The organism is Janthinobacterium svalbardense, assembly GCF_002327145.1.
Lineage (GTDB): Bacteria > Pseudomonadota > Gammaproteobacteria > Burkholderiales > Burkholderiaceae_D > Janthinobacterium > Janthinobacterium tructae.
In genome coordinates this window covers 2,714,094-2,739,635 of record NZ_CP023422.1, presented here as the reverse complement: position 1 = coordinate 2,739,635, position 25,542 = coordinate 2,714,094, and the positions used below count along the sequence as shown (strand labels likewise).

General features: G+C 64.1%; 23 protein-coding genes and 1 pseudogene. 10 read left to right on the top strand and 14 right to left on the bottom strand.

The window, feature by feature from the left end; all coding sequences use genetic code 11:
- The first annotated feature begins 167 nt into the window (after positions 1-167).
- The gene (locus CNX70_RS12350) at positions 168-767 is read left to right on the top strand and encodes a hypothetical protein (protein WP_096234920.1); all 600 of its coding nucleotides are present in this window, start codon (positions 168-170) and stop codon (positions 765-767) included.
- On the opposite strand, the gene CNX70_RS12345 is transcribed toward CNX70_RS12350, so the two are convergent.
- From CNX70_RS12345 to CNX70_RS12325, 5 genes are all read right to left on the bottom strand, one after another.
- Positions 700-1,461: a GNAT family N-acetyltransferase gene (locus tag CNX70_RS12345; RefSeq protein ID WP_071077956.1), complete on the bottom strand. Its 762-nt coding sequence runs from the start codon at positions 1,459-1,461 to the stop codon at positions 700-702. The genes CNX70_RS12350 and CNX70_RS12345 overlap by 68 nt on opposite strands.
- A 153-nt stretch (positions 1,462-1,614) precedes the next feature.
- Entirely contained in the window at positions 1,615-2,442 is an 828-nt protein-coding gene (gene fdhD, locus CNX70_RS12340) for a formate dehydrogenase accessory sulfurtransferase FdhD (protein ID WP_096234919.1), read from the bottom strand.
- A gap of 69 nt (positions 2,443-2,511) precedes the next feature.
- Complete coding sequence (locus CNX70_RS12335; RefSeq protein ID WP_096234918.1) at positions 2,512-3,198, bottom strand: hypothetical protein; 687 nt, start codon at positions 3,196-3,198, stop codon at positions 2,512-2,514.
- Between the two features lie 93 nt (positions 3,199-3,291).
- On the bottom strand, positions 3,292-4,749 hold the full coding sequence (locus tag CNX70_RS12330; protein ID WP_096234917.1) for a Ppx/GppA phosphatase family protein: 1,458 nt from the start codon (positions 4,747-4,749) through the stop codon (positions 3,292-3,294).
- Positions 4,750-4,913: 164 nt separating this feature from the next.
- The gene (locus CNX70_RS12325) at positions 4,914-5,996 is read right to left on the bottom strand and encodes a calcium:cation antiporter (protein ID WP_096234916.1); all 1,083 of its coding nucleotides are present in this window, start codon (positions 5,994-5,996) and stop codon (positions 4,914-4,916) included.
- 238 nt (positions 5,997-6,234) lie between these two features.
- Here CNX70_RS12325 and CNX70_RS12320 point away from each other — a divergent pair, with 238 nt between their 5' ends.
- On the top strand, positions 6,235-6,564 hold the full coding sequence (locus CNX70_RS12320) for a hypothetical protein (protein ID WP_096234915.1): 330 nt from the start codon (positions 6,235-6,237) through the stop codon (positions 6,562-6,564).
- A gap of 6 nt (positions 6,565-6,570) precedes the next feature.
- On the opposite strand, the gene CNX70_RS12315 is transcribed toward CNX70_RS12320, so the two are convergent.
- Positions 6,571-7,722, bottom strand: coding sequence for a GGDEF domain-containing protein (locus CNX70_RS12315; RefSeq protein ID WP_096234914.1), 1,152 nt, complete (start codon positions 7,720-7,722; stop codon positions 6,571-6,573).
- A gap of 37 nt (positions 7,723-7,759) precedes the next feature.
- A complete protein-coding gene (locus CNX70_RS12310) occupies positions 7,760-8,035 on the bottom strand; it encodes a hypothetical protein (protein ID WP_096238421.1) in 276 nt (91 codons plus the stop codon).
- A 159-nt stretch (positions 8,036-8,194) separates the two neighbouring features.
- Between CNX70_RS12310 and CNX70_RS12305 the strand changes: the two genes are divergently transcribed.
- Both CNX70_RS12305 and CNX70_RS12300 read left to right on the top strand, forming a co-directional pair.
- Positions 8,195-8,965 (top strand): spermine/spermidine synthase domain-containing protein, encoded by a 771-nt coding sequence (locus CNX70_RS12305; RefSeq protein WP_096234913.1) that lies wholly within the window; start codon positions 8,195-8,197, stop codon positions 8,963-8,965.
- A 154-nt stretch (positions 8,966-9,119) separates the two neighbouring features.
- Positions 9,120-12,005 carry a bifunctional diguanylate cyclase/phosphodiesterase gene (locus tag CNX70_RS12300; RefSeq protein ID WP_096234912.1) on the top strand — a complete coding sequence of 962 codons (2,886 nt, stop codon included), beginning with the start codon at positions 9,120-9,122 and terminating at the stop codon, positions 12,003-12,005.
- A 16-nt stretch (positions 12,006-12,021) separates the two neighbouring features.
- On the opposite strand, the gene CNX70_RS12295 is transcribed toward CNX70_RS12300, so the two are convergent.
- From CNX70_RS12295 to CNX70_RS12280, 4 genes are all read right to left on the bottom strand, one after another.
- Positions 12,022-12,903 carry a LysR family transcriptional regulator gene (locus tag CNX70_RS12295; RefSeq protein ID WP_096234911.1) on the bottom strand — a complete coding sequence of 294 codons (882 nt, stop codon included), beginning with the start codon at positions 12,901-12,903 and terminating at the stop codon, positions 12,022-12,024.
- Between the two features lie 80 nt (positions 12,904-12,983).
- Positions 12,984-13,601, bottom strand: coding sequence for a PAQR family membrane homeostasis protein TrhA (gene trhA / locus CNX70_RS12290; RefSeq protein ID WP_096234910.1), 618 nt, complete (start codon positions 13,599-13,601; stop codon positions 12,984-12,986).
- Between the two features lie 85 nt (positions 13,602-13,686).
- Positions 13,687-15,171, bottom strand: coding sequence for an NYN domain-containing protein (locus CNX70_RS12285; RefSeq protein ID WP_096234909.1), 1,485 nt, complete (start codon positions 15,169-15,171; stop codon positions 13,687-13,689).
- 113 nt (positions 15,172-15,284) lie between these two features.
- On the bottom strand, positions 15,285-16,412 hold the full coding sequence (locus CNX70_RS12280; protein ID WP_244199125.1) for a dienelactone hydrolase family protein: 1,128 nt from the start codon (positions 16,410-16,412) through the stop codon (positions 15,285-15,287).
- Positions 16,413-16,629: 217 nt separating this feature from the next.
- On the opposite strand from CNX70_RS12280, the gene CNX70_RS12275 reads away from it, so the two are divergent.
- A complete protein-coding gene (locus CNX70_RS12275; RefSeq protein ID WP_096234908.1) occupies positions 16,630-17,001 on the top strand; it encodes a flagellar basal body protein in 372 nt (123 codons plus the stop codon).
- A gap of 14 nt (positions 17,002-17,015) precedes the next feature.
- On the opposite strand, the gene CNX70_RS12270 is transcribed toward CNX70_RS12275, so the two are convergent.
- Complete coding sequence (locus CNX70_RS12270) at positions 17,016-17,612, bottom strand: TetR/AcrR family transcriptional regulator (RefSeq protein ID WP_096238419.1); 597 nt, start codon at positions 17,610-17,612, stop codon at positions 17,016-17,018.
- 140 nt (positions 17,613-17,752) lie between these two features.
- On the opposite strand from CNX70_RS12270, the gene CNX70_RS12265 reads away from it, so the two are divergent.
- From CNX70_RS12265 to CNX70_RS29260, 3 genes and pseudogenes are all read left to right on the top strand, one after another.
- The gene (locus tag CNX70_RS12265; RefSeq protein WP_096234907.1) at positions 17,753-18,814 is read left to right on the top strand and encodes a sugar phosphate isomerase/epimerase family protein; all 1,062 of its coding nucleotides are present in this window, start codon (positions 17,753-17,755) and stop codon (positions 18,812-18,814) included.
- 13 nt (positions 18,815-18,827) lie between these two features.
- The gene (locus CNX70_RS12260; protein WP_096234906.1) at positions 18,828-19,682 is read left to right on the top strand and encodes an alpha/beta fold hydrolase; all 855 of its coding nucleotides are present in this window, start codon (positions 18,828-18,830) and stop codon (positions 19,680-19,682) included.
- Positions 19,601-20,607 (top strand): annotated as a pseudogene (locus tag CNX70_RS29260) (alpha/beta hydrolase). The gene CNX70_RS12260 and the pseudogene CNX70_RS29260 overlap by 82 nt, the downstream one beginning before the upstream one ends.
- Before the next feature lie 49 nt (positions 20,608-20,656).
- Here the strand turns inward: CNX70_RS29260 and CNX70_RS12250 are convergent.
- Both CNX70_RS12250 and CNX70_RS12245 read right to left on the bottom strand, forming a co-directional pair.
- Positions 20,657-21,193, bottom strand: a complete 537-nt coding sequence (locus tag CNX70_RS12250) for a molybdopterin-dependent oxidoreductase (protein WP_157750991.1) — start codon at positions 21,191-21,193, stop codon at positions 20,657-20,659.
- A 27-nt stretch (positions 21,194-21,220) separates the two neighbouring features.
- On the bottom strand, positions 21,221-23,221 hold the full coding sequence (locus CNX70_RS12245) for a TonB-dependent receptor plug domain-containing protein (protein ID WP_208624530.1): 2,001 nt from the start codon (positions 23,219-23,221) through the stop codon (positions 21,221-21,223).
- Between the two features lie 281 nt (positions 23,222-23,502).
- Between CNX70_RS12245 and CNX70_RS12240 the strand changes: the two genes are divergently transcribed.
- Complete coding sequence (locus CNX70_RS12240; RefSeq protein WP_096238417.1) at positions 23,503-24,327, top strand: IclR family transcriptional regulator; 825 nt, start codon at positions 23,503-23,505, stop codon at positions 24,325-24,327.
- A 51-nt stretch (positions 24,328-24,378) separates the two neighbouring features.
- Positions 24,379-25,533 (top strand): acyl-CoA dehydrogenase family protein, encoded by a 1,155-nt coding sequence (locus CNX70_RS12235; protein WP_096234904.1) that lies wholly within the window; start codon positions 24,379-24,381, stop codon positions 25,531-25,533.
- Positions 25,534-25,542 lie beyond the last annotated feature (9 nt).

Genomic DNA, 25,542 nt, shown 5'->3' with positions numbered 1-25,542 from the left:
GCCCAAACCATGCTGACCGTTTCTCTGCCCATCCGCTCCAGCGCCCCTCCCCGCTTTCACTGCGCATTCCCCCTGCCAGCCAGCATTTCCACTCAAACTTGATCTGACACAACACGCATAGTCTCCGCAGGCATCAAGGTCAGCTTTTAACCAGTGCTCCCAACCGCATGTCCAGCGACCCTCTTGCGCCGCCCGTGCTGCGCCTGACGCTCACGCGCGATCCCCTCGCCGACGCCGGCGACTGCCCCGCCGCCAGCGCTGTCGAGAGCCACGCGCCGCAGCTGAGCCTATCCGTCATCCACGGCAGCATGGCCTCGGCCGACGCACCCGTCATGAGCGGCTGCTACGCCTACGAGTCGCTGCGCGGCAGCATGAGTTTTCTCGACCGTCTGCTGGCCGGCAAGCTGCAGGAAATCCACGCACTGGGGCGCTTCCCGCAGCGTCCCGACTCTGCCCTGGTGGTGCTGCAGCCCGATGCCGCGCGCCGGCCCGGCGGCGCCATCGGCCAGCCCGCGCGCGCCGCCTTCCTGGCCCTGTACCACGACGCCGTGCGGCGCCACGGCAGCATCGGCGAACCCGAAGCGATCATGCTGCCGCTGCACTTCCTGCTTGAACTGCTGCCGCCCGACAGCGCGCAGACCGGCTTGCGCAGCGCCGTGCAGGCGCTGGCCAGCCAGCTGCAGTCCTCACTTCCCGCTATCAGCCGGGCACCACTCCGTAATGGCGCGCATAGCGCTCGTCCAGATTCGCCAGCGGCATCATCATGAACATGTCGGCGCTTTCGAAATCAGGATCCCACGCCGGTTCGCCGCAAATCCAGGCGCCCGAACGCAGATAGCCCTTGATCAGCGGCGGCACTTGCGGCTTGTGCGCCGCTTCCACCTGGTGGATGGGGAAAGGCAGGTGCGGCGTGACGCGGTATTCGCTTGGGGCCATGTGCTTTTCGGCCAGCGCCTGGTACACGGCGACGGCGTTATGCCCGCCATCGGCCAGGCTGATGCTGGCGCAGCCGACCAGATAGTCGCAGCGCTCGCGGCGCATGTACTCGGCCAGGCCCGACCACAGCAGCATGATCACGCTGCCACCCCGGTATTTCGGGTGGATGCAGGCACGGCCAGCTTCGACCATGCGGCCGCGCAAGTTCTTCAGGCGACTCAGGTCGAACTCGTTTTCCGCATACAGCCGGCCGATCTTGGCCGCCTTGGCCGCGCTCAGCACGCGGTAAGTGCCCACCACTTTCAGGGTATCGGCATCGCGCACGATCAGATGATCGCAATGCGCGTCGAACTCATCGCTGTCGAGGCCATCGGCATTCGCCAGCGAGCTCAATCCCATGGTCTCGATAAACACCTTGTAACGCAAACGCTGGACTTCGCGCAATTCCGCCGCGGTAGTGGCCTGGCTCAGCACCAGTTGGACCGGCCGGGCCTTGGCTTCGTTTGATGCGACTATGTTCTGCATGGTTTCATCCCCTGTGATCAAGACGACTCCAGCGTACTTGTCTAATATGTCAGGAAAATGACAGCCGAATGTCATTTCCATGACGCAAGTCAATGCCAGGGGAAGAGCGTGCGCATTTACCACACTCGCCGGCGCCGTCAGCGAAAACGCCGCTTACAGCGTGATGCCGGGCGTGTAGTCGACGAAAGCATCCTGGCGGCAAAAGCCCACCAGTTTCATGCGCGCCTGCGTGGCGATGGAAATGGCCAGCGAACTGGGGGCGGAAATGGTCGCCAGCAGGGGAATCTGCATGCGCGCCGCCTTGCGCGCCAGTTCGTAGCTGCCGCGGCTGGACAGGAACACGAAGCCGCGCCGCATGTCGACATCGTGCAGCGCGAGGTGGCCAATCAGCTTGTCGAGACCATTGTGCCGGCCGACATCCTCGAACACGTGCACGATAGCGCCGTCGGGCGTGCACCAGGCGGCCGCATGCACGCCGCCCGTTGCCTGCATCAGCGCCTGGTGTTCGCGCAAGCTGCTCGACGCGCGCGCCAGCGCGGCCGGCAGGTCGACCTGGATCAGGGATGGCGGCAGCGCTTGCGGCTGCAAGTCGAGCATCTCGATGCTGTCGATGCCGCACACGCCGCAGCCCGTGCGGCCCGTCAGCTGGCGGCGCCGGTCCTTCAGGCGCACGAAATCTTCCTGCGCGATGCTCAAGGACACTTCGGCGGAGTCAGGACGCAGGAACACTTCACAGTCGAAGATGGCGCCGGCCGAAGCGACCACGCCTTCCGTCAGCGCGAAGCCGTAGGCAAACGCTTCCAGGTCGCGCGGGGTGGCCATCATGACGACGTGGGAAATGCCATTGAAGACCAGCGCCACGGGGATTTCCTCGGCGACATGGTCGATGGCATCGGTGGACTGGCCCGCGCGGTGGCGGACGATGGCGCGCTCGACGAAGCCGGCGCGTTCAATACTGATTTCTTCTGACATGGCAACCATGGGGGAACTATCACAGGCCCCATGGTAAACCAGAACGGGCAAGCGGGGGCAGCCCCTCCGCTGGCGCCATCAATCCTTCTTCGGACGGCCCGTTTTCAGCTGCGGCAAGCCGGCCAGCACGTTTTGCAGGGTGGCCAGGTCGATCTGGCTGATCAGCGCCACGCCGATGCGCAGCAATTCGCTTTTCTTGATCTCGAAACCGGCCTTCAGGCAAGCTTTCTTGACTTGGCCCAAGACTTCATATTCCGCTTCCGGCATGGTGAAGCTGTCGCGCACCAGTTTCGGCTTGCGGGCTTTTTCCTTGACGGCAGCGACCTTGGCGACAGGCGCTTTTTTCGCGGCGGCTGGCTTGGCTACCGGTTTTACGGCGGCTTTCGCTGCCGGCTTGGCGACGGCCTTCGCGGCTGGTTTCGCAGCAACCTTGGCGACCGGCTTGGCAGCGGCTTTGGCGACTGGCTTGGCCACAGCCGGTTTGGCCACGACGGCCTTGGCCGCCGGTTTGGCGACTGGTGCCTTGGCTACCGCAGGCTTGGCGGCAACGGGCTTGACTGCTGCCGGCTTCGCAGCGGCGGCTTTGGCGGCCACTGGCTTGGCGGCGGCCTTGGCCACCGGCTTGGCTGCCGGTTTGGCTACCGATTTCGCGGCAGGCTTGGCGGCCGGTGCGGCCTTGGCTGCTGCCGCATTGATCGAAGCGCTGGTGGGGAACATCGATACGGGCGCGCTGTCGGCTTTTTTCACGGGGACGGTTTTGGTCATGGATTATCCAATCTAATAAATAATATAAACAATATATACTCTTTTTTGAAATCTTGCTTGCTGCACATCAAGCCATGCACACGGCATGACCTCCTAGGCGCTGGCGCGGATGGTGAAATCGACGCCGACCTCATCCCAGAATTCCTGCTCTTTTTCGATCCAGAACGACACGGTGGGATGGTGCGCCACCCAGCCGCGCTTGATGTCGAGCTCGATTCGGCTCTTCATGCGCAGGCGCAGTTCGCTGAAATCGACTTCGATACGCGCATGCATGAGCAGAATCGACAGGCGCAGCGCCAGCACGGCCTTGGCAAAATCGGGATCGGACAGCACTTCGCCGATCTTGCGCAAGTTGCCCTTCTGCGCCAGGATCAAGCGGCTCATGGTCTTCTGTTCGCGCGTGGTAAAACCGGGCAAGTCCGCGTTTTCCACGATGTAGGATGCGTGCTTGTGGTAGCCAGTCTGCGACACGGCCAAACCCACTTCGTGCAGCAGGCTGCTCCAGCGCAGGCATTTCACCAAAGCGTCGGAGGTGGGCTTGAGTTGCGCATACATGGCCAGCGCCTGCTCGGCCACCCGGCCGGCGCGCTGCTGGTCAATATGGAATTTCTCCATGCAGCCCTGCACCGACTGTTCACGGCGGTCGCGCTTGGTCGAACGCAGGTACAAATCCCACATCACGCCCATGCGCAGGCCAGCCTCGATTGGCGTCATGACGGGAATGGCCAGTTCGCGGAACAGGCCGATCAAGATGGCCAGGCCGCCGACGATGGTGCTGGCGCGATCGGGGCGCAAGCCAGGCATGTCGATGCGGCTGGTGTGACCGAGTTCGATGAAGCGCCGTGCCAGCGCATCGAGGCTGACACCAGACAGCAAGCCATCACCGAGCTTGTTGCGGACGATGATGTCGGCGATGGTGCGGATGGTGCCGGAAGAGCCGTAGGCCGTCTTCCAGTGCTGCGGGCGGTACGGCGGTGCGGCATCCTCGAAATGGCTGCGCGCCGACAGGATGGCCGCCTCGAACGACGGCGCATCGATGCGCCCGCCGATGAAGAACGACAGGCTTTGCTTGACGGTGCCCAGGCTGAAGGACTCGACGCGCTCGATATCGTTGCCGCGCCCCAGTATCAGTTCGGTCGAGCCGCCGCCGATATCCATCACCAGCCGGCGTTCGCCGGGAATGGCCAGCGCATTGGCCACGCCCATATAGATCAAGCGCCCCTCTTCCTCGCCCGAGATGATCTCGATGGGGTAGCCGATGGCTTGCTCGGCCAGCGGCAGGAAGACGGCGCCGTTGCGCGCCACGCGCATGGCCGAAGTGGCCACCACGCGCACGGCATCGAGTTCGAAGCCGGCGAGGATGGCGCGAAAGCGCTGCAGGCAAGCCAGCGCCCCCTGCATGGCCGCCTCGGTCAGGTCGCCATTGGCGTCCAGGCCGGCGGCCAGGCGTATCGGGTCGCGCACGCTCTTGACCACGCGTATGGTGTCGCCATCATGCTTGCCGACGTGTAAACGAAAACTGTTGGACCCCAGGTCCACCGCTGCATACATACTGGCCTCTTGTCTTGTCATTGCTGTGCCAACTGAAAAAGTTGGCAAATTCAGTTGCTAAACTATATAAATCATTTAAACGATTTAAAAATCCTACCACACTACCCCCATCGTATGACAGCGGCGTGACAGGATTGTGACAAGAAGTCGCGCAGCTGCGACGTTTAGGGCACGATGGTGGTAAACAAATACACGGCGAAAATCACCAGGTGCACGGTGCCCTGCATGACCGTGGTGCGGCCCGTGCCCAGCGACAGGGTAGCCACCATCAGCGACAGCAGCAGCAGCACGGTGGATTTGATATCGAGGCCCAGGGTGATCGTCAGGCCCGTGGCCAGCGACACCACCACCACGGCGGGAATCGTCAGGCCGATGCTGGCCAGGGCGGAGCCGAGGGCCAGGTTCAAGCTCGTTTGCAGGCGGTTGGCGCGCGCGGCGCGCACGGCGGCCAGGCCTTCGGGCAGCAGCACGATGGCGGCGATGACGATACCGACCAGGGTCTTTGGCGCACCCATGGCGGCAATCGCCGTCTCCAGCGCGGGCGCCAGCGACTTCGCCAGCAGCACCACGGCGCCCAGGCACACCAGCAGCGCGCCGGCGCTGACCCAGGCGACGGTGGGCGTCGGTGGTGCTGCATGCACTTCTTCATCTCCGACGGCTTCCTTGGGCAGGAAGTAGTCGCGGTGGCGCACCGTCTGCACCAGCACGAAAGTGCCGTACAGGACCAGCGAGATGACGGCGATGAAAATGAGCTGGCTGGAGTTGTAGTACGGGCCGGCGGCGCTGGAGGTGTAATTCGGCAGCACCAGCGTCAGAACGGCAATCGCCGCCAGGGTAGCCAGCGACGCGCTCACGCCCAGCAGGCCGAAGGTCTGCTCGCGGTGGCGCCCGGCGCCCAGCAGCAGGCAGATGCCGACGATGCCGTTCAAAATGATCATGATGGCGGCAAACACGGTGTCGCGCGCCAGTCCCGTCGTTTCCGGCCCGCCGGCCAGCATCAGCGAGACGATCAGCGCCACCTCGATCAGGGTCACGGCCAGCGCCAGCACCAGGGTGCCATACGGTTCGCCGATGCGGTGCGCCACCACTTCCGCGTGGTACACGGCGGCCAGCACGCTGCCGATCAGGCCAGCCACCAGCAGGATCTGATAGTAGCCGCCGACGTTGAAGGTGGAACCGAACAGGAACAGCCAGCCGGCAAGGGGGGCGGCAAGCGGCCATACAGGCAGAGATTTGAGCATTTTCATTGTGGGCCTGGCAAGAGTAAAAAAGGGGAACTGCGGTGCGGACGACAAGAGGGGCCGAGCGTGCACCCCACAGCATAACTTGCCTAGCTTAAATGAAAGTTAGAGTATGCACATGTTCGGGTGCCGGCGGCCAGCATGGCCTGTCTGGTAACATGCCGTTGCAATTTTCTTGTCTTTTTGCTTGCTGCCGCCGTCATACTGCAGGGTACGCCTTACCGGCAACGACCCAGGACAAACCATGATTTCAATAAACAACACGGCCATGCGCACCTTCTTCTTCGCCGGCAGCCTGCTGTGCGCCGCCGCACACGCGGACACGCCGCCAGCGCAGGTTGACGCGAACTGGGCCACCCCGCCTGCGCCTGCCGCTGAGTCAAAGTGGCAAGACAGCCTGCCGCCCGCGCCACCGGTGGCGCCGCGCGAAGAAAAGATCCTGCCCAAAAGCGAATGGCTCACCGTCGAGCCGATGAAGGCGCCTGACCGGCGCTGCGATCCCGGCCTCGACGCCCTGTTCCTGAGCAAGGAATGCGGCAAGGAGCCCAGCTGGCTGGGCTCGCGCAAAAAGTAAGCCGATTTACATATCCAGGGTGCTGGCGCCCTGCGCTTCCACCACCCTGTTGCGGCCCGCCTGCTTGGCCGCCTGCAGCGCCTCGTCGGCCCGCTTGAACAGGCTGACGGTGCTGTCCTCGGCGCGGATGGTGGTCACGCCCAGGCTGGCCGTCAGCTGCAGCACGGCGCGTTCCGTCTTGACCGGAAGCACTTCGACGGCGGCGCGGATACGCTCGGCCACCATCAGCGCATCGGCCAGGGTCGTGCGCGGCAGCTGGATGGCAAATTCGGCGCCGCCCAGGCGCCCCATCAGGTCGCTGTCGCGCAGTTGCTGGCGGCAGGTGTCGACGATGGTTTTCAGCACTGCGTCGCCCACCGGATGGCCATAGCTGTCGTTGACGCGCTTGAAATGGTCGATATTGAGCACCACCAGCGCCGTCGGCAAGCCGGGCCGGCGCGCCAGCGCCATCCACGGCGCCAGCGCCTGGTAAAAGCCGCGCCGGTTCGGCACGCCCGTGGCAGCGTCGAGCACCTCCAGGCGCGCCAGTTCGCCGCCCAGTTTTTCACGCGACAGCAGCAGGTAGCCGAAGGCGTTCGTCAGCATCATCAGGTACAGGGCACCAAAACCGGCCAGCTGCAGCAGCTCGGCGTCAAAAGCGGGGATGGCGGCAGCGAGCACGCCGCGCGCGGCGATCAGCAGCGACAGGATGCCCATGCTGACGACGAGGAAGCGGCGCAGCATGCTCGCCTCGCGCCATTTGAGGCACAGCGCGGCCACGCCCGCGAGGAAAAAGCCGGCCACGATCAGCGAGCCGCCGGCACTGCGCAGCAGCGGCGCCACGTCAAACAGGTAGCAGGCGGCAAACAGCGCCACCGACAACCCCAGCGCCGGCAATACATAGCGGCGCCAGCCACTGCGCCCGGCCGCCTGCCACAGCGCGCCCGCGTCCAGCGCCATGCCGGCAAACAGCAGACTGTTGCCCAGCAAGATGGACAGCATATCGGGCAAGACGCCGCGGAAATACAGCAAACACCAGGCCACGGCCTGGCACTGCTTGGCTACCGCCCAGGTGGACAGGCTGAGCGACTTCTTGCGCTCGTACTCGAAGAAGAACAGGGCAGCGCACAGGCTCAGGTTGCCGAGCGCCAGGGCCAGTACCAGAGTCTTGATATCCATGGGCTACGCTATCGATGCGCAGGCGCGGCGCGCCAGGTCAGATTTCGTGTTCGACATTCGTGCTGCCGTCGCCGACCTTACTGGCCCACGCCTGCACGAAATACTGTTTTTCCACTTCACTGGGCGCCTCATGCCAGAACACGATGAGGGTGCCCTTGTGGTCATGGATCTGCGCCACTTTTTCAATGAATCCGAAGTTGGCGGTCACGTCGGCCAGCGCCGCCGCATAACCATAAACGCGCGTCAGCCGCTCGATGCGGTCAGGCTCGGTAAAACTGTTCGTCGCGGTAATGATGGGGTGATCCAAAAACATGCTTGTCTCCATGGTGCCCGACTGCGTGGCCGTGCCGCCGCGCGCCATATGCATATACGCATGCTCGGCGCGGATTAATCGGGTATGCTCACGGGAGCTTATCAGATTTCTCTGAATGCAACAAAGCATCTTCCCCAGTCCACTCAGCGAAGTCGTCCTATGCCGGATAGCAAATTACCTGCCGTGCGCGCCCCCCAGGTGCATACCTGCGGCGACCGGCGCCGCCTGGAATTCCAGCCAGGCATGATCCAGAGCGAAATGCTGCTGTCGCGCCCCGACCATCTGCTGCTGCGCTATGCGCGCGCCATGATGTGCTTCACCCTGTTCGTGCCGCGTCCCCGGCACATCCTGATGGTGGGACTGGGCGGCGGCTCGCTGCTGAAATTCTGCCACCGCCACCTGCCCGACGCGCGCATCACGGTGCTGGAACTGCGCGCCGACGTGATCGCCCTGCGCGAGCAGTTCATGCTGCCGCCCGACGACGCGCGCCTGCGCATCATCGAAACGGACGCCGTCAGCTATATCCGCCAGCATCCGGGCTGCGCCGACGTGCTGCTGCTCGACGGCTACGACGAAACGGGCCTGCCGCCCGCACTGGGCAGCGCGCGCTTCTATGCGGACTGCCTGCGCACCCTGCTGCCCGGCGGCGTGCTGGTAGCCAACCTGTTCAGTTATGACGCGCACTACCCTGCCATGCTGGCGCGCCTGATGCTCACCTTCCGCGGCGCCGTGTGCCACTTCGACGGCATCGCCGGCAACAACCGCATCGTCTTTGCCGCCAGGCCAGACAAGCTCGGGACGGGCCGGGCCCTGCGCGTCGTGCGCCTGGTGCGCTGGCGGCGGGTGTGCGGCCTGGGTTTCCTGAACCGCTGGCTGCCCGCATGGCAGTTGTGGCGCGTGCGCCGGCGCTCAGGCGCGGACAGCGACTGAACGTCGCCTTCCCCGGCCATGGATGTTGTTGCTTAATAGCAGTAATTTGGTGCAAAATCAGCATGATGGATGTGGTTTATGACACACTATGGCCTGCGCGGGGCCGGCAGGCGCCGCCGAATTCAAGTATCCATGAAGTGAGATAGGAAAACACATGCTGCGTGGCCGCCTGCCATTGTCGATTTCTGCCGCGGCCGCGCTGACCCTTGCCTGCGGCATCGGCATCACCGGCGTGCTGTTCGCCGCCATCAGCCAGCTCGAATACGACAAAATGAGCCTGAGTCTGCAGCAGCGCGCCGGCGCGCGCGTGGCCGCCATCGAGCAGGGACTCGACGACGCGGTCGAGGTGCTGACCACGACCAACCAGCTGTTTGCCGCCGTCGTACCGGTCACGCGCGAGCAGTTCCACGACTTCACCACGCCGCTGCTGCAGCGCCACCCGTTCATCCAGGCCTTCAATTTCCACCGCATCGTGCCGCATGCGCAACGCGCGGCATTCGAGGCCGAGCTGCGGCGCATCGTGCCCGATTACGCCATGACGGAAATGCGCGATGGCGTCGTCTTGCCCGCGACAACGCGCGCCAGCTACCTGGTGGTGGATTATCTCGAACCGCTGCAGGGCAACCGCCCCGCCTTCGGCCTGAACGTGCGCCCTGACGGCTTGCTGGCCAGCGCGCTGGAACAGGCCATCCTCAGCGGCCAGACCACCGCCACGGGCCTGCTGGCCCTGGCGCAGAGTCCGCAGCAGGGTTTCGTCATCCTGCGCCCCGTGTACCGCCACGGCATGCCCTTGCAGACGGTGCAGCAGCGGCGCGCGGCGCTGATCGGCGATACGGCGGCCATCGTCCGCGCAGGCGAACTGGTGCAGAAAATCCTCGCCGGCGCCGACCTGCTGGGCGACCCGCAGCTTGAACTGAGCGTCTACGCCGACGCTGACGCCGACCCGCGCCAATTGATCTTCCGGCATGGCCAGGCGCCTGCCGCCGCAGCGGGCGACGCCTGGGAGTCGCTGCCACGCTGGCTGCAATTTGCCTATCACAGCCGTTATGACCGGGGCTTTGCCTCCGCTGGCCGGCCCTGGCATGTGCGCGTGGTGGCCCATCCGCGCCCCTTCCTGGCCGACCATCTGGGCTCATTGTTCACCCTGATCACGGGTTTGCTGTTCAGCGTGCTGACGGCCGCCTTCGTGCAATCGCTGACGCAGCGCTCGCGCCGCGTGCAGCTGCTGGTGGAACAGCGCACGGCCGACCTCAAGCGCAGCAATGAACTGCTCAGCGCCGATGTGCGGGCGCGCCAGCGCACGGAACGCGCCCTGCAGGAAAGCGAAAAACGCTTCCGCCGCCTGCTGGCCCTGTCCTCGGACTGGTACTGGGAACAGGATGTCAACTTCTGCTTCACCCACATCACCGGCGGCTTTACGGACAAGTCGAACATGCCGCTGGAACGCTTCATTGGCATGACGCGCTGGGACAACAACCCGGAGATGCGCAATTCGCGCTGGGGCAAACAGCATATCGCCAACCTGGAAGCGCACCTGCCCTTTTCCAACCTCGAATATGCGATGAAAGACCGCGATGGCCAGCTGCGCTGGTTCAGCATCAATGGCGAACCGCTGTTCAACGAGCTGGGCGAATTTCACGGCTACCGGGGCACAGGGTCCGAAATCACGGAACGCAAGCTGGCCGAGCAGCAAATCCAGCACATCGCCCACCACGACGTGCTGACGGGCTTGCCCAACCGCGCCCTGCTGCGCGACCGCCTGGCGCAGGCCATGGCCCTGTCGCGCCGCAAGAATCGGGCCCTGTGGGTGCTGTTGATCGACCTCGACCGTTTCAAGTTCGTCAACGACAGCCTGGGCCACAAGGCCGGCGACGTGCTGCTGAAAACCATCGCCACGCGCCTGCAGGCCAGCCTGCGCGAAAGCGATACGGTGGCGCGCCTGTCGGGCGACGAATTCGTCGCCATCCTGTGCGAACAGGCCGACGAAGTGCTCAGCGGCGCCATCGTGCAGCGGGTGATGGATGCCGTGGCGCAGCCGGTACTACTCGACGGCAAGGAATTTTTCGTCACCTGCAGCATCGGCGTGGCCGTCTACGACATGTCGCGCTACGACGCCCCCGGCGACGTGACCTTGCATGGCGAGACGCAGAACCTGATCGAGCAGGCCGACATCGCCATGTACTGCGCCAAGAAACAGGGCCGCAACAACATCAAGTTCTACACGACGGCCATGAACCAGGCCACGCTGGAGCGCCTGCGCATCGAGACTGCGCTGCGCAACGCGCTGGAACGCGAGCAGTTCGTGCTGCATTACCAGCCGCAGGTGGACCTGGCCAGCGGACGCATCGTCGGCGTGGAAGCGCTGCTGCGCTGGCAGCACCCGGAACTGGGCATGGTAGCGCCGCAGCGCTTCATCGCGCTGGCAGAAGATACGGGCCTGATCGTGCCGATCGGCGCCTGGGTCATGCGCGAAGCGTGCACGCAGGTGCAACGCTGGCATGCGGCGGGACTGGACACGCTGCGCCTGGCCGTGAACCTGTCGGCACGCCAGTTCAACGAGCCGAACCTGGTCGCCTTGATCGCCGAAGTGCTGCAGGAAACGGGCCTGCCACCTGCCTGTCTGGAACTGGAACTGACGGAAAGCCTGTTCATGCACGACGTGGCGCTGGCCGTCAGCCAGCTGCACGACATGAAGGCGCTGGGGGTGCAACTGTCGATCGACGACTTCGGCACCGGCTATTCCAGTTTCGCCTACCTGCGCACCTTCCCCATCGACGTGCTGAAGATCGACCGCAGTTTCGTCGGCGACGTGGCGCGCGACGCGGACGACGCGGCCATCGTCGTCTCCATCATCGCCCTGGCGCACAATTTGAAGCTGCGCGTGGTGGCCGAAGGCGTGGAAACGGCGGAACAGCTGGACTACCTGCGCCAGCACGGCTGCGACGAAGCGCAAGGCTATTACTTCAGCCACCCGCTGCCGGCGCACGAGGTGGAAGTCTTGCTGCGGTCGGCCATCCACGATACCGGCGCCCTGGCCTGAGCGTACGGCGCGGGCCTTACAGCTTCTGCTGCAGGAATTCGAGAAAGCAGCTGATGCGCTGCGCCAGCTGCGTATTGCGGTAATACACGGCGTGGATCTGCTGGCGGTAGCCCGTGTAGAACGGCTGCAGCACCTGCACCAGGCGGCCGGCCGCGATGTCGTCCTTCGTCATGAAGTCGGACAGGCAGACGATGCCCTGGTCATGCAGCGCCAGCTGGCGCAGGGTTTCGCCGCTGGATGCAGCGAGCGCGGGCACGATCTGCAGGCTGTTGCCGGCAGCGTGGCGCAGCGGCCAGTGATTGCCCAGTTCATATTGCGCAAAACCCAGCAGCGCATGGCCGGACAGCGCTTCCGGCGTGTCGGGTACGCCGTGGCGCGCCAGGTAGGCGGGCGTGGCCAGCACGTGCAGCGGGCTGGCAGTCAAGGCGCGCGCATGCAGGGTCGAATCGACCAGGGCGCCGATGCGGATGGCGATGTCGGTACGGTGCTCGAGCAGGTCGGCGATCTGGTCGTTGCTGGTCAGCTCCAGGCGGATGTCCGGGTACATGGCGCGAAACTCGGCCACGTGGGGCACCACGCAATGCAGCATGAAGGGCGAGGCGGCATCCACGCACAGGCGCCCGGCCGGCTTCTGGCGGCGGATGCGGATCGATTCCTCCACGTCTTCCATCGAGGCGAGGATGGCGCGCGCCTTGTCCAGCAAAAGCTGCCCCTCTTCCGTCAGTTCCATGCGTCGCGTGGTGCGCGTCAGCAGCGAGGTGGCCAGCTTGTCTTCAAGGCGCGACAGGGCGCGGCTAACGCCCGAGGTGGTTTGCCCCAGGTGCACGGCGGCCGCGCTCAGGGTGCCGCTGTCGATGACGGTGACGAAGATTTTCAGGTCGTCCGAATTGATATCCATTGCTGCCTTATTGTTGCCTGCGTTTCACATATCGCGCCATTATAATGGAATCGCGGCAACAGTGAAGACTGCAGGCTACGTCAGGCAACGTAGAATAAAATGGCGATAAAATGACAGCTACTGCCGGCCAGCACGAACAGGTGCCAGATGCCGTGGCCATGGCGCAGCTTGTGGTCGGTGGCGTAGAAAGCGATGCCGCCCGTGTAGCACAGCCCGCCTGCCACCAGCCACAGGAAGCCGTTCCACTCGAGCGCCGCCAGCAGCGGCTTGATGCCGATGACGACCAGCCAGCCCATGGCCACGTAAATCACCAGCGACAGGATGCGCGCGCCTTTCGCGTACACATATTCCTGCACGATGCCAAACAGCGCCAGGCCCCAGACGACGCCGAACAGCGACCAGCCCCACGGCCCGCGCAGGGTCACCAGCATGAAGGGCGTATAGGTTCCCGCGATGAGCAGATAGATGGCGCAGTGGTCGAGCCGCTGCAGCACGGCCTTGGCCTTGCCGCGCACGCTGTGGTACAGGGTGGAAGTGAGGTACAAGGTCAGCAGCATGGCCGCATACACGCTGCAGCTGACGATTTTCCAGGGGTCGCCCGTGCGGGCTGCCGCGACGATCAGGATGACGCCGCCGATGGCCGCCAGCGCGGCGCCCACCGTATGGGAAATGCTGTTGAAGCGTTCACCGTGGTACATGGCTAAGCCCTGCGCATGGAGACGCAGCAAAACTCCGGGGTCAGACCTTCAAGGTCTGACCCCAGTTCTTGCTTTGGGGTTTCAATCAAGCCGCTTCCGCCTTCTTGCGCGCTGGACGGCGCGCCGGCGTCTTGCGCGGCGCCTTGGCCGGCTTGTCTTCCACGACCGAAGCGACTTCCACCGGCGCAGGCTCGATGACTTCGACTACCGCCTCAACCGCCTTCTTGGCCGGCTTTTTCGATGCTGCCGCCTTGCGGGCCGGCGTGCGCGGCTTGGCCTTCGGCTTGGCTTCCTCGACCGCTTCCACTATCGGCTCAGGTACAGGTTCAGGCATGGCTTCCACCGCAGCGACTTCGATAACTTCGGCGCGCGCTTCACGGGCGCCATCGCCATTCTTGCGGCCGCCACGGCCATTGCGGCGCGAACCGCGCTTGGCGTTGCCCTCTGCCACCACCTCGGCCACCGCTTCCACGGCTTCGGCCACCTCGTGCAGCACTTCCGGCTGCGGCGCTGGCGCATACTGCTCGATGACGTCCGATTCGGCCTCGGCCACCGGCACGAAGGCCTGTGGCGCTTCACTACGGCGCTGCTCGTTCTGCTTGCGGCCGCCACGGCCATTGCGGCGCGAATCGCGGCGGCTGCCGCCTTCGCGGCTGTTGCCCTCTTCCGCCGTCGCGCCGGTCTCGCCACTGGCGATGGTCTCGCTGGCGGCATCGGCGTTCACGGCAGCGGGCACGGCCACCAGGCCGCTGCTGCGGTAGACATACGCGCCCGATTTCTCGTCGCGGCCAAATTCCAGCAAACCGCGCGTCTGCGCTTCTTCCAGCAGGTTGCCGAAGGTGCGGAAACCGTAATACGATTCACTGAAGTCCGGTTTGCGGCGCTTGATCGCTTCTTTCAGCATCGACGCCCAGATCTTGCCGCTGTCGCCACGTTCGGACACCAGCGCGTCGAACGTCTCGACGGCCATTTCGATCGCTTCCGTCTTGCGCGACTCGTATTTTTCCTTGCGGCGCACTTCTTCGTCGGGCGAGCGCTTGACAGCGGCAGCCGGGCTTTCGCGCGCGTCGCGCTTGGCGGCCGTGCGGCGGCTCTCGCGCACCAGATCATCGTAGAAAATGAATTCATCGCAGTTGGCCACCAGCAGGTCGGAGGTCGACTGCTTGACGCCCACGCCGATCACCTGCTTGGCGTTTTCGCGCAGTTTCGACACCAGCGGCGAAAAATCGGAATCGCCACTGATGATGACGAAGGTGTTCACGTGGGCCTTGGTGTAGCACAGGTCCAGGGCATCGACCACCAGGCGGATGTCGGCCGAATTCTTGCCGGACTGGCGCACGTGGGGAATTTCGATCAGCTCGAAGTTCGCCTCGTGCATGGTGCCCTTGAAACTTTTATAACGGTCCCAGTCGCAATATGCCTTCTTGACAACGATGCTGCCCTTGAGCAGCAAGCGTTCGAGGATGGGCTTGATATCGAATTTTTCGTAATTTGCATCTCGCACGCCGAGCGCGACGTTCTCGAAGTCGCAAAACACGGCCATGCTGAGGTTTTCTGGGGATGACGCCATAAGGGTGAATTCTCGCTGGATAATAAGGGCGGACGGGAAGCGCAACGCCTCCCTTTTCGCCTAGTATATTCGCCCATCGCCCGTTTCGGCGACAACTATCGTGCGCGGTGCACCTATTGCGCACCGCCGACGGCGCTGGCGCCCGGCCAAACCACGCTTTCATCGACCGAATACAACTGGCACGGCAGGCTGCTGCGCCGCTGGCACGAAGCGAGTGCGCGCACATCGGGACTTTCGCCCTCCTCGGCCCAGCCCCAGGCGCCGCTGGCCGACAGGGCAAAGGCGCGCGGCGCGGTTTTCTCCAGGAAGACGCGGTAGGCGGCGCGGCCCTGCTCTTCCAGATACGGCACGGCGGCGATATCGTCCTGCTGCGCGAAATGCGTGGCGGGCGGCGACGGCGCATCGGCCACGCGATAAACCTGCCGCACCGGCATGCCGATTTTCTGCAGGAAGCGCTCCGTGGCGGGCAGCCACACGGCCACCCCGTCGCGGCTGCCCAGGGTCAGGTGGGCATCGCGCTTGAACGGGCCATAAGCCAGCAATTGCGCCTGCCCGCCGGAACCCGTGAACGAGCGAAACAGGCGCTGCGCCAGCGCCGGCGAAAAATACGCGTCGTTCGCGCCATACAGCCACAGGCTGGGAATGTGATTGTAGGCGCCGAAGGTGGCGAAAGTCTTGGCCAGCGCCCCTTGCCAGTCGCAGCCGGGCATGTCGACGCGCAGGCCGCCGGCAAAATTGAGCACGCCGCGCACGCCGGGCAGCACCCGGGTGGCCAGCGCCAGCGCCGCCATGCCGCCATACGACTGGCCCGCGACGACGATACGTTGCGGGTCGACCCAGCTCTGGCGGCGCGCATACGCCAGTGCGGCGAGCATGTCGCGCGCCTGGCCCTGGGCGTTGCCCAGCATGTCGCAGCCAAAATCGCGATAGGCGCCCGTGGAGCGGGCAAAGCCGGCGCGCATGGGCAGCATCACCGCATAGCCGCGGCGCACGAATTCGGTAGCCATATAAATGAAGCGCTCGCGCGCCTGCAGCCGGGCCGGGCCGGCCTGCTTGCCGTGATTCATCAGTAGCAGGGGAAACGGACCGGGGCCGGCGGGGCGGAACACCGTCGTTTCCAGCAACTCGCGCAAGCCGTCGCCGGCCGGCACCATGATCACCTGCTCGTTCAGGCGCGCATCGAGCGGCAACTGCGAGGGAATAAGCTGGGCTTTCAGGGGCAGGCAAGGCAGACTGAGCAACAAAGCCAGGAAAATGGGGCGACGCAGATGGAAAATGGCGGACTCCGTGGACGACTTCCCTGCCAGTCTAGGCAGTGAAATGCCACAGAGCAATATGAAAATATTATGTGATGCACCTATTTTTTACGGCAATCACTGGCCGGAAAAATTGTTGCCTTGCACCACCACACTTTTCCCGCTGGCGGGAGTAAACTAGGCGTATTCTGAAGGAGTCGCCATGTCCATCTCCGCCCTCACCAGCGGTACCTCGGGGCTGACCGCCAACCAGCGCGCGCTGGATGTGGCCGCCAACAATATCGCCAATGCGAATACGCCGGGCTTCCAGGCGCAATCGGCCAACTTCCAGGAAGCCAGCCCGGCCGGCACGGGCGTCACCCTGTCCGTCGAAGGACGCAAGCTGGCCGCCAGCGAAAGCGTCAGCGGCGCCAATGCGAATGCGCTCAAGGCGGCCGAAAGCCGGCCGAACGGCGTGGGCCTGGCATCCGAACTGACGGATAACCTGGTCTACAAGGCCGGTTTCAACCTGTCGGCGAATGTCGTCAAGGCGGCCGACCAGGCCTTGGGCAGCCTGATCGACGTCAAGACTTGAAGCCCTGAGACTCTCTACACCATAGCCAGCGCCAGCGGCGCCATGGCCGGCTGGATCAGCGCCAGCAGCCGTTCGGCCGGAATGCCGTCGCGCGCCTGCACCGACAGGCCATGCAGCAGCGCCGCATAATAATCGCCCAACGCCTGCACGTCGGCGTCCCCTTTTAACTCTCCTGCCAGCTGCGCCGCGCGCAAGCGCTCGATGACGGCTTGCGTGCGCGCGCGGCGGTGCTGCGCCAGCCAGTCGGCGATGCCGGCGTTTTCCGCGCTCGTATTCGTGGCGGCCGTGACCACCATGCAGCCTTGCGGCTGGCCGCTGCGCGTGTACAGCAGCACGGCTTCTTCCAGCATGCGCGCCACCGCCTCGCGCACATTCAGGCTGGCGGCCAGCGCGTGCACGGCAAACGCGCCTTCTCCCGTTTCATACAGCTCCACGGCTTCGCGGAACAGCTGCTCTTTTGAGCCGAACGCCGCATAGATGCGCGCCGAGGCGATGCCCAGCGCCGCCACCAGGTCGGCCATCGACACGCCTTCATAGCCGCGCGTCCAGAACGCGTCGCGCGCTTTTGCCAGCGCCAGCGCGCGGTCAAATTCCCTCGGTCTTCCTGCCATTTTCATCCTCTGCTTGCAAACTGGCGGCCAGTATAACGCCTGGCACGCAAGCCGCCTTCGCGATTTATTTTGCAGCTACGCCTTGACCGCGCCAACAATTTCACCTATTCTTTGTCGATCGACAAACAATAGGAGCCGATATGAAAACCATCCAAGGACCAAGCCTGCACCTGGCCCAATTCGCCGCCGATACGGCGCCCTTCAACACCCTGCCCGCCATCGCCGAGTGGGCGGCCGGCATGGGCTTCAAGGCCCTGCAGATTCCCGCCTGGGATGCGCGCCTGTTCGACCTGCCGCAGGCCGCACACAGCCAGCAATACTGCGATGAACTGGTGGCCATGCTGGCCGGCCATGGCCTGGTCATCAGCGAACTGACGACGCACATCCTCGGCCAGCTGGTGGCCGTGCACCCGGCCTACGACGCGCTGTGCGACAGCTTCGCACCGGCACACCTGCATAGCCAGCCGGCAGCACGCACGGCATGGGCCATCGAGCAGGTGAAACTGGCGGCGATGGCCTCGAAGCGCCTGGGTCTGACCGACATGGGCACGTTCTCCGGCTCGTTCGCCTGGCCATATCTGTTCCCGTTCCCGCAGCGCCCGCCCGGCCTGATCGAAACGGCCTTCGACGAACTGGCGCGCCGCTGGCTGCCCATCCTCGACGTGTGCGAGGAACAGGGCGTCAACCTGTGCTACGAAATTCACCCCAGCGAAGACCTGCATGACGGCATCAGCTTCGAGATGTTTTATGAACGAGTGGGCCGCCATCCGCGCTGCAAGATGCTGTTCGACCCCAGCCACTTCGTGCTGCAGCAGCTCAATTACCTGGAATTCATCGATATCTACAAGGAGCACATCCGCATGTTCCATGTGAAGGATGCGGAATTCAATCCGACGGGACGGCAAGGCATCTACGGCGGCTACCAGTCGTGGGAAAACCGCGCCGGGCGTTTCCGTTCGCTGGGCGATGGCCAGGTCGATTTCAAGGCGATCTTTTCGAAGATGGCGCAGAACGATTACGCGGGCTGGGCCACGCTGGAATGGGAATGCTGCCTGAAGGACCAGGAAGTGGGCGCGCGCGAAGGCGTGGCCTTCATCAACGCCCACATCATTCCCGTGACCGACAAAATTTTCGACGACTTCGCCGGCGCCCCCGTCAGCGCGCAACAGATCAATACCCTGCTGGGCATCCAGCACAACTAATCAAGGAAACCATATGAACGATTTTACACACGACTACGTCCGCATCGACGGCCAGCGCCTGCATTGCGTGATTGCCGGCGCAGGCAAACCCGTGCTCTTGATTCCCGGCTGGCCGCAAACCTGGTATGCCTGGCGCCACGTAATGACGGCGCTGGCCGCCAATGGCTACCAGGCCATCGCCATCGACCCGCCCGGCAGCGGCCACTCCAGCCGCCCCGCCGATGGCTACGACACGGGCGCCGTGGCCGCCACCCTGCACCGCGCCATGCTGGCCCTGGGCCACGCGCAGTACGACGTGGTCGGCCACGACATCGGCATGTGGGTCGGCTATGCGCTGGCCAGCGATTTCCCGCAGGCCGTGACGAAACTGGCGCTGACGGAAGCCGTGATTCCCGGCCTGGCACCCGCTCCGCCCATCTTCGTGGCGCCGTCCGACAATATCTTCCTGTGGCACTTCATGTTCAACCAGGTGCTCGATTTGCCGGAAATGCTCACGGCGGGCAAGGAGCGCGAGTACATCCGCTTCATTTTCGACCGCTGGTCGTACCGCCGCGACAAGGTGGCCGTCGACGTGTATGCGGACGCCTACGCCACGCCGGGCGCCCTGCGCGCGGGCTTCGCCTACTACCGCGCCATTCCCGAGACCATCCGGCAAAACCTGGAGCGGGCCAAGCGCAGCCTGGCCATGCCCGTGCTGGCCATCGGCGCCGACCACGCGACAAATGACGCGCCCCTGCTGATCATGCAGGGCAAGGCGGATCATTTACAAGGCGCCATCGTCGCCGAATGCGGCCACTTCATCATGGAAGAACAGCCGGAAGCGTTCATCGCCTACCTGCTGCCCTTCCTGGCGGGAGACACTGCATGAGCCTCGATCCGCTGATCGCCGCCTGGCTGGAAGAGAGCAAAAATGCGCCGCCGCCCGCCTCGCTGGCAGACCTGCGCGCCGCCACGGAAACGGGGCTGCGCCAGCTGCACGGGCCATTGGAAGACGTCGCCTCGATCAAGGATTACGTGCTGCCGGGCGAACATGCGCTGACCGTGCGCGCCTACGTGCCGGCTGGCGCGGATACGGGCAAGCCCCTGCCCGCCATCGTCTTCGCGCATGGCGGTGGCTGGTGCCTGTGTTCACTGGACCTGTACGACAATCCGTGCCGCGCGCTGGCCAACGCCACCGGCTGCGTGATTTTTTCCGTCGACTACCGGCTGGCGCCGGAGCACAAATTCCCCGTGCCGCTGGACGACTTTTACACGGCGCTGTGCTGGGTCGCCGAGCATGCGGCGGCGCTGGGCATCGACGTGAAGCGCCTGGCCGTGGGCGGCGACAGTGCGGGCGGCAACCTGGCGGCGGCAGCGGCACTGATGGCGCGCGACCAGGCCGGCCCCGCGCTGGCGCACCAGTTGCTGCTGTATCCGGCGCTCGATTTTGCCTTCGACACGCCATCCTACCAGCGCTATGCGCAGGGCCATTCACTGACGCGGGAAGCCATGCGTTTTGCTGGTCGGCGTACCTGAACGAGCCGGCCGACGGCGCGCAGCCTTATGCTGCGCCCCTGCGGGCCGCCTCGCTGAAGGACTTGCCGCCGGCGACGGTGCTGGTGTGCGAATTCGATCCGCTGCATGACGAAGGCGTGGCGTATGCGCAGCGCTTGCACGATGACGGCGTGGCGGCACAATGCGTGCAGCTCGACGGCATGATCCATGCGTCCATGCACATGCTGGGCTTGGCACCAAAGGCGCGGGGATTGTTCGACATGGCGGGACTGGCGATGAGGAAAGCACTGGCAATGTAAAAAGTCCGCCGCCGGGGATGGCTCCACGGCGGCGGACCTTGTCACTGCATTACTCCACCAGCTTGCGCACCTCGATGCCGTTCAACCATTTCACATGGCGCGGTCCCGTGCGGATATCCTTCGCCGAGATGAGGGCGATTTCGCCATCGTTGTCGTCAAGCGCCTTGCCGTTTTTTTCGTAGTAGACGATCACGCCCTCGCCGGCCGGCGCGTTGTACAGCTCGCCCCAGGAAAACACCACCGCGTAGCTATCGGTGGCCCTGGCGATGATGGCGAGCTTCTTGACGTCGTTGTGGCCAGGTGCGTCGAGCACCGCCTTGTCGAGGATGTCGCGCAGGCGCACGCCCTTGTAGCTGGTGATGGTCTCGGCCTTGTCGCCGTTATGGCGCGTGACGGCAATCTCTCCGCCATTCGCGGGCGGCAGCTGACGCAGGTCGGCCACCTTCAGGGTCAGCGGCGTTTCCACCATGCCCGTCACGCTGAGCGCGTGGCTCATGTTGTCGCGCGCCGGAGCCGGGTCTGCCCATGCGGGCACCGCAACCAGCAGCAGCGCGGAGGTAAAGCCAGCCAGTATTGTCTTCAACATGCTGTGTCCTTTCATGACAGTGATAAATCAGAACTGGTATTGCGCATTTGCCAGCCAGGTGCGCCCGGCGCTGGGGAAGCCGTCGGACAGCGCGACATTGCGGTCACCCAGGTTCGCCACGCCCGCTTCCAGCGTCAATGCCGGCAAGGGGCGGACCACGGCCTTCAGGTTCAGCGTCGTAAAACCGCCAAGTTCCAGCGTGTTCGAGACCCAGCGCCCGCTGTTCGATTCAGCGACGGCCACCACGTCGACCTGGCGCGCCGCGTGCAGCACGGCGTGCGCCGTCAGCTTGTGGCGCGGCACGTCCGTCAGGCGGATGGCGCGGTCGCTGACATTTTTCATGTCCGTATACGTGTAGTTGCCGCCGAAATCGAGCCAGGCGCCGGCGCGGCCACGCAAGCCCAGTTCCACGCCTTTGACGTGCGCCCGGCCCGCGTTCTGCATCTGGGCGCGCACGCCCGAGACGTTCGCCACGCTCTGGATCTTGTCCTTCACGTCGCTGTAGAACAGCGCCGCCTCCAGCGCCAGGCCTTGCGCATTGCCTTGATAGCCCAGCTCATAGTTCATCGCCTGCTCCGCGCGCAAGGCCGGGTTTTCGATATACGTGCCCAGGCGCTGCGAGTAGCGGTCCTTCAGGGTCGGCAGGCGCGATTTGCGCGCCACGCTGGCATACACGCGCGCATCAAGACCGGTCTTGTGGAACAGGCCCGCCTGCAGGTCGGTGGCCGATTGATTCTCCGGCAAGGTATACGCATTGCCGGCGCTGTAGACGGTGTCCGGGCGCAGTGCATTGCGCGAGGTACCCAGCGACAGTTCCGTCGCCGCATTGAGGGCGATGCTGTCTTCCGCGCCCAGGGTCCACAGGGCATCCTTGTACCAGGTATTGCGCACGCCCTTGGCGTCCAGTTCCTGATGCTCGTCGGCCTTGACGCTGGCAACGACGCGCAGGCTGTGCGCGGCCAGGCGGAACGATTCGAGTTCCACCGCGCCGCCGTTCGTGCGGTCGTTATAGATGCTGCGCCCGCCGCTGACGCTGCCCTGGCCGCTGGTTTTCAGGGTCGTGTAGCTGCCATTGGTAAACGAGGTGATTTCATTGTCATAGCTATCGTGGTACAGCCGCAATTTCAGGCGTTCCTGCTGGCCCAGGCGCGTCTGCGAGACGAAATACACGCTTTCCTTGTTCCAGTACGGCCATTGCCAGTAGCGCGCGCCGACGGGGTTGGTCGATGGCGGCTGGCCCTTTTCGCCATGCTGCTTGTAGTAGCTGAGTGCATATTCGTCGCCCGCCTGCGCGCCATCAGGCGTGTAGCCCACCTTGAACGACAGTTTATGATCCTTGCGATATGCATTGTTGCGCATGCCGCCGTCTTCCGTGGCCGTGGGGTGGAAGTCCGACGACAGGGGGAAACCGTCGCTGTCGATGTATGACACACCGGCCTGCAGATACCACAGGCCCTGCTTGGTGCCCACGTTGGCCGATACCTGGCGCTCGCTGCCCGAGCCAAAACCGATGGAGGTATCGCCCTCAAGGCGCGCCACGGGTTTGCGCGAGATCAGGTTGATGGCGCCGCCCAGGGTATTGGCGCCGTAGGCCACGGAGCTGAAACCCTTGGCCACCTGGATGGCGGCCAGGTCGCCAGTCGTGAAGCGGTTGAAATCGACGTAGCCGTCATACGGCACGTAGACGGGAATGCCGTCGATGTACAGCGGCACCTGGCGCGCATCGAAACCGCGGATGGCGACGGTTTTTTCGTTGCGCGAATTGGTCGACAGCGACACACCCGACAGCAAATTGAGGGCGTCGCCCACGTTGTCGCGGTTAAAGCGGCGCATCTCGGCGCGGCTCACTTGCGAGCCCACCTGCTGCTCATCCAACTGCGCTACTTGCCCCAGCTGATCGCGCTGGCCGATCACCGTCACCGTGCCCAGCACGAACGGCGCCGCCGCATCCGCGTCTTCCTTGCCAGCGGCCTGCTGTGCCAGCGCCAGCATCACGGCGCCTGCCATTACCTGTTTCACCATCGTCATGTTGTTCTCTTCCGTTATATATCGTCTTATACAGCGATATACAAAAAAATACAAAAAAAGCGGCCACTCGTGCGGTGGCCGTCATCCCATGGCGCAATATACAGACGTATACAGCGATGCTCAAGCGAGTAGGCCAGTAACAGCTATGCAGGTCAATTTTCCAGGAAAATTTCATGCACCGCAGCATTTCGCTGTGCGAACGAATGTTTCACAAAACGGTTGACATGCAGGATCTGGCTAGGCAAACTCATTTCCAGGGAGTCAGAAAAATGAAGGCAAACATGAGCAATATTCAAACCGCAGCCGATCCGGAACTCATCGTCTTCAGCGATGACGAAGAAGGCAAGGACCGCCAGTTCGTCAACGCGCTGGCGCGCGGACTGGAAGTGCTGCGGTGCTTCCGCCCCGGCGAAGTGTTTCTGTCGAACGCGGACATGGCCAAGCGCACGGGCATCCCGAAACCGACCATTTCGCGCCTGACCTATACCCTCACCAAACTGGGCTACCTGAATTACTCGGACAGCCTGGGCAAGTACCAGCTGGGCGCCGGCGTACTGGCCCTCGGCTACCGCATGCTGTCGAACCTCGACGTGCGCAAGATGGCGCGCCCGCTGATGGAGGAACTGGCCGAACATGCGCAGGCTTCCGTGTCGCTGGGCACGCGTGACCGCCTCAGCATGGTCTACGTGGAAACCTGCCGCAGCAGCGCCAACGTCACCCTGCGCCTCGACGTTGGTTCGCGCATTCCCCTGATGACGACGGCCATGGGCAAGGCCCTGCTGTGCATCCTGCCGCAGGCCGAGCGCGACTACCTGATGGACCATGCGCGCGAGCACGAAACGGAGCGCTGGCCGCGCATCAAGGCCGGCATCGAGCAAGGCTTCAAGGATTACCAGGACCGGGGCTTTTGCATCTCGGCCGGCGAATGGCAGAACGACGTGCATGCGGTGGGCGTGCCCATGCTGGGTGCCGATGGCGAACAGGTGATGGCCTTCAATTGCGGCGGCCCCGCCTTTTTGCTCTCGCGTGAACAACTCGAAGCGGACCTGGGACCGCGCCTGGTCGCCCTGGTCAAGACAGTGGAAAAAAACCTGGGCCGCGGTTAGACTGCGCGCCCCCTCTCAACGACAGCTCAAATCAAAGCGCCGAGGAAACCGATGATACGCGACGAAGAAACCCTGAACATCCTGCTCGACAGCATCGCCCGTTTCGTGCGCGAAGTGCTGGTGCCGAACGAGGCGCTGGTGGCCGAAACGGATACGATCCCGCCCGCCATCGTGGCGCAGATGCGCGAACTGGGCCTGTTCGGCCTGTCCATCCCGGAAGCCTACGGCGGCCTGGAACTGAGCATGGAAGAGGAAGTCAGGGTCGCTTTCGAAATCGCCCGCACCTCGCCCGCCTTCCGCTCGCTGATCGGCACGAACAACGGCATTGGCTCGCAGGGCATCGTGATCGACGGCACGGAAGCGCAAAAACAATACTACCTGCCCAAGCTGGCGGCCGGCGAGATCATCGGCTCGTTCGCCCTGACGGAAGCGGGGTCCGGCTCCGACGCGGCATCGCTGCGCACGAGCGCCGTGCGCGATGGCGACTTCTATATCCTCAACGGCAGCAAGCGCTATATCACCAACGCGCCCGAAGCGAGCATCTTCACGGTGATGGCACGCACGGACCCCGTCAAGCGCGGCGCCTCGGCCATTTCCGCCTTCATCGTGGAAAAGGATACGCCGGGCCTCTCGCTGGGAAAAATCGATAAAAAGATGGGCCAGCAAGGCGCGCATACCTGCGACGTCATCTTCGAAAACTGCCGCGTCCCGGCCGCGAACATCATCGGCGGCAAGGAAGGCGTGGGCTTTAAAACGGCCATGAAGGTGCTCGACAAGGGCCGTTTGCACATCGCCGCCGTTTGCGTGGGTGCGGCCGAACGCATGCTGGGCGACGCCCTGGCGTATGCCATGGAACGCCAGCAGTTCGGCCAGCCCATCGCCGAATTCCAGCTGATCCAGGCCATGCTGGCCGACAGCAAGGCCGAGATTTACGCGGCGCGCAGCATGGTGCTCGACGCCGCGCGCCGGCGCGACAACAAGGAAGACATTTCGACGGAAGCGTCGTGCTGCAAGCTGTTCGCCTCCGAAATGTGCGGCAGAGTGGCCGACCGCTCCGTGCAGATCCACGGCGGCGCCGGCTATATCAGCGAATACGCGGCCGAACGCTTCTACCGCGACGTGCGCCTGTTCCGCATCTACGAAGGCACGACGCAGATCCAGCAGATCGTCATCGCCCGTAACATGATCAAGGCAGCGCAAAAGTGAAGGAGGCCG

Coding starts and splice junctions, on each gene's coding strand:
- CNX70_RS12320 (WP_096234915.1), top strand. CDS start 6,235: ATGATTTCAATAAACAACACGGCCATGCGCACCTTCTTCTTCGCCGGC.
- CNX70_RS12235 (WP_096234904.1), top strand. CDS start 24,379: ATGATACGCGACGAAGAAACCCTGAACATCCTGCTCGACAGCATCGCC.
- CNX70_RS12265 (WP_096234907.1), top strand. CDS start 17,753: ATGAAAACCATCCAAGGACCAAGCCTGCACCTGGCCCAATTCGCCGCC.
- CNX70_RS12335 (WP_096234918.1), bottom strand. CDS start 3,198: ATGACCAAAACCGTCCCCGTGAAAAAAGCCGACAGCGCGCCCGTATCG.
- CNX70_RS12300 (WP_096234912.1), top strand. CDS start 9,120: ATGCTGCGTGGCCGCCTGCCATTGTCGATTTCTGCCGCGGCCGCGCTG.
- fdhD (WP_096234919.1), bottom strand. CDS start 2,442: ATGGTTGCCATGTCAGAAGAAATCAGTATTGAACGCGCCGGCTTCGTC.
- CNX70_RS12305 (WP_096234913.1), top strand. CDS start 8,195: ATGCCGGATAGCAAATTACCTGCCGTGCGCGCCCCCCAGGTGCATACC.
- CNX70_RS12275 (WP_096234908.1), top strand. CDS start 16,630: ATGTCCATCTCCGCCCTCACCAGCGGTACCTCGGGGCTGACCGCCAAC.
- CNX70_RS12260 (WP_096234906.1), top strand. CDS start 18,828: ATGAACGATTTTACACACGACTACGTCCGCATCGACGGCCAGCGCCTG.
- CNX70_RS12315 (WP_096234914.1), bottom strand. CDS start 7,722: ATGGATATCAAGACTCTGGTACTGGCCCTGGCGCTCGGCAACCTGAGC.
- CNX70_RS12325 (WP_096234916.1), bottom strand. CDS start 5,996: ATGAAAATGCTCAAATCTCTGCCTGTATGGCCGCTTGCCGCCCCCCTT.
- CNX70_RS12295 (WP_096234911.1), bottom strand. CDS start 12,903: ATGGATATCAATTCGGACGACCTGAAAATCTTCGTCACCGTCATCGAC.
- CNX70_RS12310 (WP_096238421.1), bottom strand. CDS start 8,035: ATGTTTTTGGATCACCCCATCATTACCGCGACGAACAGTTTTACCGAG.
- trhA (WP_096234910.1), bottom strand. CDS start 13,601: ATGTACCACGGTGAACGCTTCAACAGCATTTCCCATACGGTGGGCGCC.
- CNX70_RS12350 (WP_096234920.1), top strand. CDS start 168: ATGTCCAGCGACCCTCTTGCGCCGCCCGTGCTGCGCCTGACGCTCACG.
- CNX70_RS12245 (WP_208624530.1), bottom strand. CDS start 23,221: ATGACGATGGTGAAACAGGTAATGGCAGGCGCCGTGATGCTGGCGCTG.
- CNX70_RS12270 (WP_096238419.1), bottom strand. CDS start 17,612: ATGGCAGGAAGACCGAGGGAATTTGACCGCGCGCTGGCGCTGGCAAAA.
- CNX70_RS12330 (WP_096234917.1), bottom strand. CDS start 4,749: ATGTATGCAGCGGTGGACCTGGGGTCCAACAGTTTTCGTTTACACGTC.
- CNX70_RS12285 (WP_096234909.1), bottom strand. CDS start 15,171: ATGGCGTCATCCCCAGAAAACCTCAGCATGGCCGTGTTTTGCGACTTC.
- CNX70_RS12250 (WP_157750991.1), bottom strand. CDS start 21,193: ATGTTGAAGACAATACTGGCTGGCTTTACCTCCGCGCTGCTGCTGGTT.
- CNX70_RS12345 (WP_071077956.1), bottom strand. CDS start 1,461: ATGCAGAACATAGTCGCATCAAACGAAGCCAAGGCCCGGCCGGTCCAA.
- CNX70_RS12240 (WP_096238417.1), top strand. CDS start 23,503: ATGAGCAATATTCAAACCGCAGCCGATCCGGAACTCATCGTCTTCAGC.